Origin of the sequence: Streptomyces phaeofaciens (assembly GCF_014648915.1) — a bacterium.
Classification (GTDB): Bacteria; Actinomycetota; Actinomycetes; order Streptomycetales; family Streptomycetaceae; genus Streptomyces; species Streptomyces phaeofaciens.
Window position 1 is genome coordinate 110,497 of sequence record NZ_BMSA01000021.1, and the last position, 12,336, is coordinate 122,832.

At 70.8% G+C, this 12,336-nt stretch carries 15 protein-coding genes; 5 read left to right on the forward strand and 10 right to left on the reverse strand.

Annotated elements, in window-relative coordinates; translation table 11 throughout:
• Positions 1-70: 70 nt before the first annotated feature.
• Positions 71-1,015: an LAETG motif-containing sortase-dependent surface protein gene (locus IE275_RS30490; protein WP_189715032.1), complete on the reverse strand. Its 945-nt coding sequence runs from the start codon at positions 1,013-1,015 to the stop codon at positions 71-73.
• Positions 1,016-1,251: 236 nt separating this feature from the next.
• Between IE275_RS30490 and IE275_RS30495 the strand changes: the two genes are divergently transcribed.
• Positions 1,252-2,898 carry a glycoside hydrolase family 13 protein gene (locus IE275_RS30495; protein ID WP_189715034.1) on the forward strand — a complete coding sequence of 549 codons (1,647 nt, stop codon included), beginning with the start codon at positions 1,252-1,254 and terminating at the stop codon, positions 2,896-2,898.
• 9 nt (positions 2,899-2,907) lie between these two features.
• Here IE275_RS30495 and IE275_RS30500 read toward each other — a convergent pair whose 3' ends face one another.
• On the reverse strand, positions 2,908-3,636 hold the full coding sequence (locus IE275_RS30500) for a DUF4142 domain-containing protein (RefSeq protein ID WP_373299316.1): 729 nt from the start codon (positions 3,634-3,636) through the stop codon (positions 2,908-2,910).
• Between the two features lie 172 nt (positions 3,637-3,808).
• On the opposite strand from IE275_RS30500, the gene IE275_RS30505 reads away from it, so the two are divergent.
• Positions 3,809-4,495: an MOSC domain-containing protein gene (locus IE275_RS30505; protein WP_189715036.1), complete on the forward strand. Its 687-nt coding sequence runs from the start codon at positions 3,809-3,811 to the stop codon at positions 4,493-4,495.
• 10 nt (positions 4,496-4,505) lie between these two features.
• On the opposite strand, the gene IE275_RS30510 is transcribed toward IE275_RS30505, so the two are convergent.
• From IE275_RS30510 to IE275_RS30540, 7 genes are all read right to left on the reverse strand, one after another.
• On the reverse strand, positions 4,506-5,870 hold the full coding sequence (locus IE275_RS30510; protein ID WP_189715038.1) for a dipeptidase: 1,365 nt from the start codon (positions 5,868-5,870) through the stop codon (positions 4,506-4,508).
• A 5-nt stretch (positions 5,871-5,875) separates the two neighbouring features.
• Complete coding sequence (locus IE275_RS30515; RefSeq protein ID WP_189715040.1) at positions 5,876-6,313, reverse strand: hypothetical protein; 438 nt, start codon at positions 6,311-6,313, stop codon at positions 5,876-5,878.
• Positions 6,310-7,764 carry a glutamate/gamma-aminobutyrate antiporter GadC gene (gadC, locus tag IE275_RS30520; protein WP_189715042.1) on the reverse strand — a complete coding sequence of 485 codons (1,455 nt, stop codon included), beginning with the start codon at positions 7,762-7,764 and terminating at the stop codon, positions 6,310-6,312. Before gadC ends, IE275_RS30515 begins: the two co-directional genes overlap by 4 nt.
• 98 nt (positions 7,765-7,862) lie before the next feature.
• Complete coding sequence (locus tag IE275_RS30525; RefSeq protein WP_189715044.1) at positions 7,863-8,540, reverse strand: DUF6445 family protein; 678 nt, start codon at positions 8,538-8,540, stop codon at positions 7,863-7,865.
• Positions 8,541-8,674: 134 nt separating this feature from the next.
• Positions 8,675-9,061 (reverse strand): hypothetical protein, encoded by a 387-nt coding sequence (locus IE275_RS30530; RefSeq protein ID WP_373299315.1) that lies wholly within the window; start codon positions 9,059-9,061, stop codon positions 8,675-8,677.
• A gap of 67 nt (positions 9,062-9,128) precedes the next feature.
• On the reverse strand, positions 9,129-9,392 hold the full coding sequence (locus IE275_RS30535) for a hypothetical protein (RefSeq protein ID WP_189715046.1): 264 nt from the start codon (positions 9,390-9,392) through the stop codon (positions 9,129-9,131).
• Between the two features lie 43 nt (positions 9,393-9,435).
• Positions 9,436-9,843 carry an ATP-binding protein gene (locus IE275_RS30540; protein WP_189715048.1) on the reverse strand — a complete coding sequence of 136 codons (408 nt, stop codon included), beginning with the start codon at positions 9,841-9,843 and terminating at the stop codon, positions 9,436-9,438.
• A 205-nt stretch (positions 9,844-10,048) separates the two neighbouring features.
• On the opposite strand from IE275_RS30540, the gene IE275_RS30545 reads away from it, so the two are divergent.
• Positions 10,049-10,885 (forward strand): DUF5753 domain-containing protein, encoded by an 837-nt coding sequence (locus IE275_RS30545; protein ID WP_189715050.1) that lies wholly within the window; start codon positions 10,049-10,051, stop codon positions 10,883-10,885.
• Between the two features lie 7 nt (positions 10,886-10,892).
• Positions 10,893-11,069 (forward strand): DUF397 domain-containing protein, encoded by a 177-nt coding sequence (locus IE275_RS30550; protein ID WP_189715052.1) that lies wholly within the window; start codon positions 10,893-10,895, stop codon positions 11,067-11,069.
• Here the strand turns inward: IE275_RS30550 and IE275_RS30555 are convergent.
• Positions 11,066-11,638: a TetR/AcrR family transcriptional regulator gene (locus IE275_RS30555; RefSeq protein WP_189715053.1), complete on the reverse strand. Its 573-nt coding sequence runs from the start codon at positions 11,636-11,638 to the stop codon at positions 11,066-11,068. The two genes, IE275_RS30550 and IE275_RS30555, sit on opposite strands and share 4 nt — an antisense overlap.
• Positions 11,639-11,706: 68 nt before the next feature.
• Between IE275_RS30555 and IE275_RS30560 the strand changes: the two genes are divergently transcribed.
• Positions 11,707-12,306, forward strand: a complete 600-nt coding sequence (locus tag IE275_RS30560) for a dihydrofolate reductase family protein (RefSeq protein WP_189715054.1) — start codon at positions 11,707-11,709, stop codon at positions 12,304-12,306.
• Positions 12,307-12,336 lie beyond the last annotated feature (30 nt).

The following is a 12,336-nucleotide window of genomic DNA, read 5'->3' on the forward strand; positions in this document are numbered from 1 at the left end:
AGCACCCCCGCGGGGTCCGGGGCTGAGCCCGGCCCCGGCGGGGGTGCTGTCGACCTGCCGCGTCGTGGGGCTAGGCGCGGGACGCCTTGCGGCGCCGGCCGGCGACGACGATCGCCGCCCCGCCGATCAGCAGCGCGGCCGCGCCACCGGCGATCACGGGAGTGCTGCTGTTCGCACCGGTCTCGGCGAGGTCGCCGCCGCCCCCGTTCGGGGTCGGCGCCGGGGCGTCGCTCGACTCGCTCGCGGACGGCGTCGGGGTGGCGGACTCCGACTCCGACTCGGAGGGGGTGTCCGACGGCGTGTCGGACGGCGTGTCCGCCGGCGGCTCCGAGGCCGGTGCCGAGGGCGACTCGTTGTCGTCGGCGGGCGGGGACGACGGCGGCTGCTCGTCGGCCGTGCAGTCCTTCGTCCCGCCGTTCCAGGCCGCGATCAGCTTGTCCTTGATGACCGGGCGGTCCGGTCCCTTGGGCAGGTTCCCGTGCTCGAACCCGTCCTTGGCGTCGAGCTCGCCGTCGAACTTCACGGCGCCGCGGTAGAGGTCGATCTGGGCGAAGCAGCCGGCGTCCGGCACGGCGATGTCGAGGGTGTCGGTCTGCCCCGGCTTCACGGTCACCGAGTCGAAGTCGATGAACACCTGCTCGCCGGAGGTGCCGAAGGTGGCGCCGTGGGCGAGGTAGGAGGCGAGGGACGCGGTGCAGGTGGACGCGTCACCGGCGGTGCGGACCGAGATGTGGACCTTGCCGTCCTCGGTCGGCTTGAGGTTCTGGTCGTCGACCCGCACGGAGTCGAAGAAGTTCTTGCCGTCGAGCGAGAACTGGCAGCGGTCGGTCCCCGTCTCGGTCCCGGCGCCGGTTCCCGGCTGGTACTGCCCGCCGGACTTCCAGCCGTCCCCACCGGGCGTACCGGTGTGGGCGAAGGCGCCGGAGGCGGCGGCGACGGAGGCGGCGCAGAGGGTGAGCGTCGCGGCGCCCGTCCCCAGCAGGCGGCGCACGGTGACACGTCTCGCTATGGACATGCGTATCCCATCTTGGCGAATGCCAGGGGTGATTGGTCAGATCACAGGAAACACGGGCCCCGTCGGTCACAGGCGCCACAGTGTGGGCCCATCGTCGTGTGGCTGACAGAGCGCTGTCAACCTGGGCTAAACCCTGGGGAGTTCAAACTTCCATCACAGCTTCGTCACGTGTGGAACGATTCCCTCCGCAGCGCGCGGATGTTCACTTTCCCGACGATCTGGACAGTCTTCTCCGCATGACCGACTTGTCACCCCACACCCCGGACTGGTGGCGCCAGGCCGTCGTCTACCAGGTCTACCCCCGCAGCTTCGCCGACGCCGACGGCGACGGGCTCGGCGACCTGCGCGGCATCACCGGCCGCCTCCCGCATCTGGCCGCCCTCGGCGTCGACGCGCTCTGGCTCAGCCCCTTCTACCCCTCCGAGCTCGCCGACGGCGGCTACGACATCGCCGACCACCGCGACGTCGACCCCCGTCTCGGCACCCTCGCCGACTTCGACGCGCTCGCCGCCGAGGCCCACCGCCTCGGCCTGAAGGTGATCGTCGACCTCGTCCCCAACCACACCTCCCACCGGCACGCCTGGTTCCGGGAGGCCCTGGCCGCCGGCCCCGGCTCCCCGGCCCGCGACCGCTATGTCTTCCGTGACGGCCGCGGCCCGGCCGGCGAGCACCCGCCCACCGACTGGCAGTCGGTCTTCGGCGGCAGCGCCTGGCAGCGCGTCCCGGACGGCCAGTGGTACCTCCACCTCTTCGCCCGCGAACAGCCCGACCTGAACTGGGACCACGAGGAGGTCCACGAGGACTTCCGCACCACCCTCCGCTTCTGGTCCGACCGCGGCGTGGACGGCTTCCGCGTCGACGTCGCCCACGCCCTCGCCAAGGACCTCGCCGCCCCGCTGCGCGACCTGGGCAGCCCGGAGCTGAGCGGCGAGGACGCCCTCACCCGCCTGCCCCCGGGCACCCACCCCTTCTACGACCGCGACGAGGTCCACGCGATCTACCGCGACTGGCGCCGCGTCCTCGACTCCTACTCCCCGCCCCGCACGGCGGTCGCCGAGGCCTGGGTGCCGGGCGCCCGCCGCGCCCTCTACGCTCGCCCCGACGAACTGAACCAGGCCTTCAACTTCGAGTATCTGCAAGCCCCGTGGGACGCGGACACGATCCGGCGGACCGTCACCGACTCCCTCGCCACGGCCCGCGCCGTCGGCGCGTCCGCCACCTGGGTCCTCTCCAACCACGACGTCGTACGCCATCCGTCCCGCCTGCGGCTCCCGGCCGGCACGGACGAGAACGCCTGGCTGCTGTCGGACGGCCGCACACCGCCCGTCGACGAGGAGGCAGGCCTGCGCCGCGCCCGCGCCGCCACCCTCCTGATGCTGGCGCTGCCGGGATCGTCGTACGTCTACCAGGGTGAGGAACTCGGGCTGCCCGAGGTCGCCGATCTGCGCGTCGAAGTCCTCCAGGACCCGCTGTGGGAGCAGACGGGCCGCACCCGCAAGGGCCGCGACGGCTGCCGGGTGCCGCTGCCGTGGACGACCACGGGACCCTCGTACGGCTTCGGCGCGGCCGGTGCCTGGCTGCCGCAGCCGCCGTCCTTCGCGCGGTACGCCGTCGAGGCGCAGGACGGCGTGCAGGGCTCCACCCTGGAGCTGTACCGCACGGCCCTGCGCCTGCGCCGCAAACTGCTCGACGGCGAGGAGCTGACCTGGGAGCCGGACACCCCGCCCGGGGTCCTGGCCTTCACCCGCTCCGACGCCTGGCGCTGTGTCACCAACCTGTCGGACGTGCCGGTGCCCCTGCCGCCCGGTGAGGTGCTGCTCGGCAGCGCCCCGCCGGACGAGGACGGACATCTGGCCCCGGACACGACCGTCTGGCTGGCCTGAGAAGGGGCCCTACTGCTGAGGTTGCCCGTTCACGGCGTCGCCGAGGTCCACCGGGGTGGCCGTGGCGGTCGGCGGCGGGGTCAGCACGACCTGCGGCTGACCGGCCGGAGGGGCCGGCGGGGTCAGGTCCGACTTGGGCAGCTTCGGCGGGGTGGTCTGCTGGAACAGCGTGCTGTCGAAGTCGACCAGACCGGTCTTCTCCATCACCGTGATGTGGTCGAGCACGGTGTCGTTGGCCTGGTCGGCCAGCGCGCGCACCAGCGAGTTCTTCGTCGTCGAGCGGACCTTCGCCACGGTGTTGAAGATCGAGCCGTGGGTCAGGCGCAGGATGTTGGCGAAGGTGACGTCGAACTGCTTGCCGCTCTCCGCCTTCAGCTGGGTGACGAAGCCCTCCTGCTGCGGACTGGCCACGTTCGGCAGGGTGATGTTCAGCATCGGCGCGATCTTGCGGCAGGTCGTGTCGAGTGCCGCGTGACCGTCGATCAGGTGCTCGCTGGCGGTCAGGACCGACTTGCTCTGCCCCTTCTGGAGACCGATCTGCCCGACCGGGTACTCCCACAGACCGGCCGCCCGCACCTTCACCACGAAGTCGCGGTCGCCTTCGGTCAGCGGCCCCCACTGGGTGTTGGCGATGACTCTGTCGGTCGAGGTCGAGACGGTGTCCAGTCCGAGCATCGACGGGTATGCGAGGGCAGCCAGTGTCAGTGACAGGGCTCCACCCACGAACAGGGTTCCCATCGTGTTCCGCGAAAGTGGCACCGTTCCTCCTGTGTCCGCTCGGGGAGTACGCCGGTGGAGGGTCCCCGGCTGGTCGGACTAGGGAGAAGTACGGACGCGGGGCTCGTGTGATTCACAGGGAATCGTAAAAATTTATGGGAACCGAGCGGGGTCGGACGAGGGGGGACCTGAAATGGCCAGATTGACGGACATCACGTACTACCCGGTGAAGGGGTGCGCGGGCGTCACGGTCACGGAGTCGGCGGTCACCCCCGCCGGACTCGTGGACGACCGCGGCTACGCGATCGTCGACGAGAAGGGCGACGTCCGCTGGCAGGGCGAGGACCCCCGGATGGCCCTCGTCGCCCCCGAACTGCTCGACGGCGAACTGACCCTGCGCGCACCGGGCCACGCACCGGTGCGGGCGGGGCACGACGACGTCGACGCCTGGCTCACCCACGTGCTGGGCCGGCCCAGCAGACTGGTCCGCCCGTCGGCCGGCCCTCCCGCCCGGCTGCACGTCGTGTCCACCGCGACCCTGGCCGCCCTCAACGCGAAGCTGGCCGAGCGCGGCGCCGGCCCCCTGCCCATGAACCGCTTCCGCCCCAACCTCGTGGTCGACGGCTGGGACACCCCGCACACGGAGGACGAGGCGCCCACGCTCACCGTCGCCGGCGCCGAACTCGCCTTCGCCGAGCGCACGGTCCGCTGCGCCGTCACCATGGTCGACCAGGAGACCGGCCGCAAGGCGGGCCCCGAGCCCCTGCGCACTCTCGCCGGCTACCGGCGGGCCGAGGGCGGGGTCGTTTTCGGCGCGTACTTCACGGTCCTGCGGCCGGGGAAGCTGTCGGTGGGGGACGAGGTGCGCGTGGGCCCCTGACGGGCCGCCCTCACCGCCCGCTCCTCGCGAACTCGCGCAGGAACAGCGCCTCCACCCGCGCCATGTGCTCGATCTCGCCCGGGTCGACGCTCTCGTCGGGCGCGTGGATCTGGCAGCGCGGCTCCTCCACCCCCATGAGGATGATCTCGGCGCGGGGAAAGGCGGAGGTCAGGACATTGCACAGGGGGATCGACCCGCCCTGGCCGAGGAACGCGAGCGGCTTGCCGTAGACCTCCCGCATCGCCGTGCCCAGCGCGGTGTACGCGGGCCCGTCGGTCGCGGCGCGGAACGGCGAGCCGGTGCCCTCCGGTTCCACGGTGACCCGGGCGCCCCAGGGCGCCGCCTCGGTGAGATGCCGGGTGAGGGCGGCGCGGGCGAGTTCCGCGTCGGTGCCCGGCGGCACCCGCAGACCGACCCGGGCCCGTGCGGTGGCCGGCACGGCGGCCGCCGAGCCCACCACCGGCGGACAGTCGATGCCGAGGACGGTCACCGCGGGCCGCGCCCACAGCCGGTCGGCGACCGTGCCGTCGCCGGTGAGGGCGACACCGTCCAGTACCCCGGCGTCGGCCCGGAACCGCTCCTCGTCGTAGCCGGCGCCCTCCCAGGTGCCCTCGCAGTCCAGGCCGTCGATCCGGGTCGCGCCGGTCACCGGGTCGCGCAGCGTGGACAGCATCTGGACCAGGGCGGCGAGCGCGTCGGGCGCGGGCCCGCCGAACATGCCCGAGTGGACCTCGCCCGCCAGGGTGTCGACGGTGACGACGACATTGGCGAGGCCGCGCAGGGTGACGGTGGCCGTACCGGTGCCCACCTCGGCGTTGCCGGTGTCGCACACCAGCAGCGCGTCGGCGAGGAACTGCTCCGGGTGCTGCTTGACGTAGGCCTCCAGGCCGCCGGTGCCCTGCTCCTCGGAACCCTCCGCGACGAACTTCAGACCGACCGGGACGTCGTCGCCGAGGGCGCGCAGCGCGGTGAGGTGCATGACGATGTTGCCCTTGCAGTCGGCGGCGCCGCGCCCGTACCAGCGGCCGTCCTCCCGCTCGGTGAGGGTGAACGGGGGGCTGTTCCAGGCGGATTCGTCGAGCGGGGGCTGCACGTCGTAGTGGCAGTAGAGCAGGACGGTCGGCGCGCCGGGCGGGGGCGGCCGGTGGCCGAGGACGGCGTGGCTGCCGTCCGGGGTCTCGGCGAGGTGGACGTCCCTCAGGCCCACGCGGGTGAAGGCGTCGGCGACCCACTGCGCGGCCCGCAGGCACTCCTCGGGCGGGTACTGGCGCGGGTCGGCCACCGAGGGGATGGCGACGAGTTCGGCGAGGTCGGACTGTGCCTGGGGCATCAGCGCGGCGATCGTCTCGGCGAGCGGTGCGTCCGGGGTGCTCATGGCCGTCACCGCCTCACGGTGTCGTCGGTGTCCAGGTCGTCGAGCCGGTCCTGGAAGTCGTCGAGCTTGTCCGGGCAGTAGATCTGGAGGATCTTCGCCTCCGCCCGCAGTGCCTGGGTGTCGCCGATGACCGGCCGCTGGCCGACGAACGCGGCCCCGTTGGAGACGTTGATCTTCCACAGGGCCGACTTCAGGGCGCTGCCGGGGTCCTCGCAGACGCTGCCGCCGTCGGTGCCCAGGGTGCGGACGATGGTGTCGGTGTCGGGGCGCGGGTAGCCGGCGGCCACCGCCGCGTCGGCGAGCTGGTTCGCCTTGTCGGTGGCCTCGTTGGTCTTCCTGACGCTCGTGTAGTTGATGACGCCGATCACGGCGAGCGCGACGAGGAGGACGATCGCGCTGATGTAGATCCACTTGTGTTCGGAGGCGAACCGGGTGGGGCTCATTCCGCGTCACCGCCCTCCATGCGCCAGCTGGGCTTCCTGAACTTCAGGAACGCCCAGGGGATCAGCACGCCCAGGACCAGCAGGCCGCCGCCCACGAACGCGACGTAGGCGCCGACGCTGTTGCCGCCGAACTGCGAGGGCGGCACGAAGCCGATGACGAGTGCTGCGGCCGAGGCCAGCCAGCCGGTGACACAGACCAGGGTGAGGGCGGGGACGCGGTAGCCGCGCGGGTGGTCGGGCTGGTTCCTGCGCAGCCGTATCGCGGCCACGAACATCAGCAGGTAGACGATCAGGTACACCTGCGTGGTGATGGTCGAGAAGATCCAGTACACGCTGGAGACGCCGGGGATCAGCGCGTACATCAGCGCGATGACCGTGGTCACCACGCCCTGGGTGACCAGGATGTTCTGCTGGATGCCGTGCTTGTTGAGCTTCTGGAGGTAGGGCGGCAGATAGCCCTCGTTGCGGGAGATCTCCAGCAGGCCCTTGGAGGGCCCGGCCAGCCAGGTGAGCATGCCGGCCAGCGAGGCGGAGATCAGCATGACGGCGGCGATCGGGGTCATCCAGCCGATGTGGAAGTACGAGAAGAACGCCTCGAAGGCCTGCATCACACCGGCGGTCAGGCTGGTCTGGTCGGCCGGCACCACCCAGCTGATCGCCAGGGCCGGGAGGATGAAGATCAGCAGTACCAGGCCCATCGCCAGGAACATCGACTTCGGGTACTCCTTCGCCGGGTTCTTCAGCGAGGACACGTGCACGGCGTTCATCTCCATGCCGGAGTACGACAGGAAGTTGTTGACGATGAGCACGAGGCTGGCGAGGCCGGTCCACTGCGGCAGCAGATGGCTCGCGGTCATCGGGGCGGCGGAGGGGTTGCCCTGGGCGAGGAAGACCATGCCGAGGACGACGAGGATCGTGCCCGGCACCAGGGTGCCGATCACCAGCCCCCAGCTGGACAGCCCGGCCAGGGCCTTGGTGCCGCGCGAGGACACCCACACACCGGTCCAGTACAGCACCATGATCACGATCGCGGTGTAGACGCCGTTGGAGGCGAGGGCCGGGTTGATGACGTACGCGATCGTGCTGGCGACGAAGGCCAGCAGGCTCGGGTAGTAGAAGATCGTCATCGCGAACTGGCACCACACGGCGAGGAAGCCGAGCGGCTTCGACAGGCCCTCGCTCACCCAGCGGTAGACGCCGCCGTTCCAGCCGGAGGCGAGTTCCGCCGAGACCAGGGCGGTCGGCAGGAGGAACACGACCGCCGGGACGAGGTAGAGGAACACGCAGGCCAGGCCGTAGACGGCCATGGTGGGGGCGGCACGGAGGCTGGCGACCGAGGCGGTCGTCATCAGGGCGAGGGTGAGCCAGGTCAGCCGGGGGGCCGCGACCGCTCTGACGGCGGGTCTCGCCACCTCGTGCGGCCCGTCGGCGGGTATGTCCATCGATGCCATGTGCCCTCCCCTGGGGAGCCGTCGTCTCTGTGGCCAGGGTGTGGGGGACGAGGGCGGGGCGCAGGGCGGGTGGGCCCTTCGGGTGACGGGTGGCGGGCTCAGGCCATCCAGAAGAAGACGGCCGTCATCCGCTTTTCCTCCAGTGTGGTGCCGCAGTAACCGGTCGCGCTGTGCACGAGGTTGGCGTGGTAGAGGAGCAGCCGGTTGTGCCGGTGGGGCACGCGGACGTCCTCCTCGAAGGCGTCGGGGGCGACGAACCGGGTGCCGAGGGCGTCGACGAGGTTGTTGTGCGGGGCCTGGACGACGTTGCCGCCGAGCCGGCCGCCGGGCAGGGTCTGCCGGTAGAAGCTGGTGCCGCAGTCCTTTGGGGCGGACGGGTTGAGGTACAGCACCGCCGCGTACCGGCACAGCGAGCGGGAGTCGCTGTGCGGGCGGGGCGTGCTCTCGCCCTCGCCGACGACCTGGACGCAGTTGTGGTTGAGGGTCCCGCCGCCGGGTGCGCGCTGCACCCAGAGCTTCGGCGCGCCGGTCGCCGCGCGCACCAGCCGCTCCACCCGGGCGAGTTCGTCGGGCTCCAGCCCCGGCATGGTCCGCAGCCCCGGCCAGCTCTCGGCGGTGTGCGGGTAGCCCTTCACCCAGTCGTCCTTGGCCAGACAGCGTTCGCGTACGGCGGTGATGCCGGCCTCGGTGAGGACGTCGTCCAGGACCCAGTAGTCACGGCCCCGGGTGGGCTTGCGGTACGGCAGGACGGGAAGGGATCGCTGTGGCATGGACATGCAGCGAATCTAGGTCGGGGGCCCGTCAGGACTCGCCCGCGAATTCCTCCGGAGTCGGCCGCGAAGTGGTCAACGTTTCGCCAACCGACGGGAGCGGCCGGGGCCCCGACCGGATCCGGGACCCCGGCGCGTGCTCAGCGCCCCGGACGCAGGAACATCACCGACCGCAGCAGCAGCCGGTCCGTGGCCGGCCGCCCGTGCGGGCGCAGGGTCCAGGAGTCGCCCGTGCAGTCGGGCTCGGTGAACACGATCGCGTACTCGTCGGTGTCGTTGTGCGGGGCGAAGGCGGGCGAGGAGGCGCTCGGGTCCGCGACCTCCGGGAGCGTGATGCACTCGTCGCTCGCCGGGTCGTGGAGGGTGACCGAGATCGGTTCGCCGTTCAGCCCGACGGCCTTGTAGCCGAAGTCGCCGGTGGCGGCCTGGGCGGGCGTGGCCAGGACGGCGGTCAGCGCGAGCGCACCGCAGACGGCGGCGAGGGGGTGCCGGAGACGCACGAGGGTTCTCGTTTCCTGAGGGGGCATGATCGCCTGCACCCTTGACGCCGACGGACCGGCGTATGCGCAGCTCAGAAGCGGGAAGGTTTCTCTGTCACCCGTTCGGGCCGATGAACAGGTCGTCGGCGCTGCCGGCGAGGACGGCGCGTTCGGACCAGGCGGTGAGCCGGTCGAGGTCGGTGCAGGACTCGACCCGCTCGCGGACGGCGGCCGCCACGGGGATGCCGCGCAGCTCCAGGATGCGGAGGGTCGTCTCGGCGAGCGCCTCGACCCGGCCTTCTTCCCGTCCTTCCTCCCGGCCTTGTTCCCGCACTTCCTGGGCGAGGGGGTGGCGCCAGAAGTACTGCATCGTCGTCATGAGGTCCCTCCACATCTGCCGGGCCGTACGAGGAGCCGACCATCTACGCGGCCCCCAGTTCGCACCACACGAGCTTGCCGCGGTGTCCTTGCCGGGACAGGGGCTGCCATCCCCAGGTGTCCGAGCAGGCCCGGACGAGTGCGAAGCCGCGGCCGTTCTCGGCGTCGGTGAGCTGCTCCAGCTTTCCGGGAGGCTCGGGGGGCTGGGGGTCGGCGTCCCAGGCGCCGATCTGGAGGACGCCGTCGCGGTGGCGGATCCGGAGGGCGGCGGGGCCCTTGGTGTGCAGGACGGCGTTGGAGACCAGCTCGGAGGCGAGCAGCTCGGCGGTGTCGGCGAGGTGGGCCAGCCCGTGCAGGGCGAGGATCAGGCGCAGGGCGCGGCGGCAGACGGTGACGGCTCGGGGGTCGGTGGGGATGTAGAGCGTGTACTCCCAGGAGTCACTTTCAGGCATGCGTCAGCTCCGAGTGAGGGGGGTGGGGTGTTTCGGGCGCGGTGGCAGTGCCGCGGCGTCATGGCAGGACGACGCGGTGCGCTTCCGCTCCGCTGGGTGAAGGTAGCGTCACTGAAGGTAGGTCTGAAAGTTATGACCGTGCAAGCCGTTCGCGTAATCTGACACCCGAACGAGGTGGCCTGGTCCGCATGTTGAGGAGCTGCACATGGCGACGCGGCGACATCCGACGGCACGACAGATGCGCCTGGGTACCGAGCTGCGCAGGCTCCGAGAAGCGGCGGGACTGAAAGCCACTGCCGCAGCGGCCTTGCTGGGTGTGAGTTCGGTCCAGGTGAGTCAGATCGAGTCCGGAGTCGCGGGTGTCAGTGAGGAGCGACTTCGTCGCCTTGCTGCCAACTACTGCTGTTTCGATGCCGAGCTGATCGACGCGCTGGTCGCGATGGCCACCGATCGGACGCGCGGGTGGTGGGAGGAGTACCGGGGGCTGCTACCGACGTCGTTCCTGGACCTGTCCGAGCTGGATCACCATGCCGCGTTCCATCGTGAGGTGGCGATCGTCTACGTGCCGGGTCTGTTGCAGACGGAGGATTATGCTCGGGCTGTCTTTTCGTCCAGAGTTCCTGAACTGACCTCTGAAGAGCTTGAGTTGCGCGTGCGCTACCGCATGGCCCGGCAGGCGAAGATCGCTTCTTACGAGGTGGTCATCCACGAGGCCGCGCTGCGTATCAGGATTAGTGACCGGAGCGTCTCCAGGGCTCAACTTGCCCGTTTGGTCGAGCTGTCCGAGAAGCCCCACATCACCCTGCGGATCGTCCCCTTCGATCTGGACGGCTTCTCCGGTGCCTCGGGTGCCATGACGTACGTGGGAGGTCCCCTGCCCAAACTGGACACGGTGGTGAGGGACGCGCCCCATGGCACGGTACTCGTCGATTCCGAGGCTCAGCTCGTCGCCTATCGAACGCGCTTCCGTAGAGTGCAGAGTGTGTCACTGGACCCTGAACGGTCGCGTGACTTCATCCATAAGCTGGCCGGCGAGCTGTGAGGCGTGCATGACCCTCCCCGACAACTGGCAGAAGTCCTCCTACTCGGGTGAAGGCGACGGCAACGCCTGTGTCGAACTCGCCTCGACCCCCACGACTCTCCACCTCCGCGAGTCCGACACCCCCGCCACGGTGCTCACCGTCACCCCCGCCTCGCTCGGCCATCTCCTCGACGCGCTGCGTTAGTTCACGATCCGTTCCACCGCCGCCCGCACCAGCGCGTCCCGCTCCGCCTCGTCGAAGACATCCGGCAGGGTGAGCTGTTCGACGATCAGCCAGTTCAGGGTGAGGATCAGCAGCTTGACGGCCGTCGCGTCGCCGGGGAGGCCCGATGCCTCGTGGTAGGCGACGTTCGCCTCGACGTCCGCGCGGACCCGCTCCGTGAGGACCTTGCGCAGTTCGGGGCGGCGGGTCGCCTCCAGGCGGAGTTCGAGCAGGGCGAGGTAACCCGTCCGGAAGGACGAGACGCGGCCCACCAGTTCCCGCATCAGCTCCACGTACGTCTCCCGGTCGCGGCCCGCCGTCCGCTGGCGTTCGATCGTGGCCGCGTCCGGCTGGAGCCGCTCGTAGACGCGGGCGCCGGCCTGGGTGAGGAGGTCGTCGCGGCTGGTGAAGTAGTTGGAGGCGGTGCCGTTGGGTACCGAGGCCTCGGTGTCCACCGCGCGGAAGGTCAGCCCGCGCGCCCCCTCCTGTGCCAGTACCTCGATCGCGGCGTCGACGAGGGCCGCGCGTCGTTGGTCGTTCCGTCTCACCATTGACACCACTCCAGATGTAGTACTAAGTTCTAACCACTTCAGTCAGAGTACTACGTTTGGAGTCAGGGATGCGAAAGCTCGTGTACTACGTCGGTGCCACGCTCGACGGCCGCATCGCGGGCCCGGGCGGCGAGTACGACTTCTTCCCCATGGGCGACGAGGCGCAGGCCGCCGCCTACTCCGCCTGGACCAACGCGCTCTACCCCGAGACCGTCCCGACCGCGTTCCGCGCGGGCGCCGGTGTCGCCGACCTGCCCAACCGGCGCTTCGACACGGTCGTCATGGGCCTCGGCACCCTCCGCCCCGCGCTGGACGCCGGGATCACCAGCCCGTACGCGCACCTGCGCCAGTACGTGGTGTCCAGCACCCTCAAGCCGGACACCGACCCGGCGGTCACCGTCGTGCCGGGCGACCCGTTCGCCCTGGTCCGGGAACTGAAACGCGAGGAGGACGCGGCCCTGGACATCTGGCTCTGCGGCGGCGGCAAGCTGGCCGGCGCGGTGCTGCCCGAGGTCGACGAACTGGTGATCAAGCACTACCCGGTGATCGCCGGCGCCGGCATCCCGGTGTTCGACGGCGCCTTCGACCCCACGGTCTTCGACGTCACCGAACGCACCGCCTTCCCCAACGGCATCACCCTCACCCGCCTCACCCGCCGGGCGGGCTGACGGACGGCCGGGGTCGACACCCCGGGGGCG

Coding starts and splice junctions, on each gene's coding strand:
- IE275_RS30490 (WP_189715032.1), bottom strand. CDS start 1,015: ATGTCCATAGCGAGACGTGTCACCGTGCGCCGCCTGCTGGGGACGGGC.
- IE275_RS30495 (WP_189715034.1), top strand. CDS start 1,252: ATGACCGACTTGTCACCCCACACCCCGGACTGGTGGCGCCAGGCCGTC.
- IE275_RS30500 (WP_373299316.1), bottom strand. CDS start 3,636: ATGGGAACCCTGTTCGTGGGTGGAGCCCTGTCACTGACACTGGCTGCC.
- IE275_RS30505 (WP_189715036.1), top strand. CDS start 3,809: ATGGCCAGATTGACGGACATCACGTACTACCCGGTGAAGGGGTGCGCG.
- IE275_RS30510 (WP_189715038.1), bottom strand. CDS start 5,870: ATGAGCACCCCGGACGCACCGCTCGCCGAGACGATCGCCGCGCTGATG.
- IE275_RS30515 (WP_189715040.1), bottom strand. CDS start 6,313: ATGAGCCCCACCCGGTTCGCCTCCGAACACAAGTGGATCTACATCAGC.
- gadC (WP_189715042.1), bottom strand. CDS start 7,764: ATGGCATCGATGGACATACCCGCCGACGGGCCGCACGAGGTGGCGAGA.
- IE275_RS30525 (WP_189715044.1), bottom strand. CDS start 8,540: ATGTCCATGCCACAGCGATCCCTTCCCGTCCTGCCGTACCGCAAGCCC.
- IE275_RS30530 (WP_373299315.1), bottom strand. CDS start 9,061: ATGCCCCCTCAGGAAACGAGAACCCTCGTGCGTCTCCGGCACCCCCTC.
- IE275_RS30535 (WP_189715046.1), bottom strand. CDS start 9,392: ATGACGACGATGCAGTACTTCTGGCGCCACCCCCTCGCCCAGGAAGTG.
- IE275_RS30540 (WP_189715048.1), bottom strand. CDS start 9,843: ATGCCTGAAAGTGACTCCTGGGAGTACACGCTCTACATCCCCACCGAC.
- IE275_RS30545 (WP_189715050.1), top strand. CDS start 10,049: ATGGCGACGCGGCGACATCCGACGGCACGACAGATGCGCCTGGGTACC.
- IE275_RS30550 (WP_189715052.1), top strand. CDS start 10,893: ATGACCCTCCCCGACAACTGGCAGAAGTCCTCCTACTCGGGTGAAGGC.
- IE275_RS30555 (WP_189715053.1), bottom strand. CDS start 11,638: ATGGTGAGACGGAACGACCAACGACGCGCGGCCCTCGTCGACGCCGCG.
- IE275_RS30560 (WP_189715054.1), top strand. CDS start 11,707: ATGCGAAAGCTCGTGTACTACGTCGGTGCCACGCTCGACGGCCGCATC.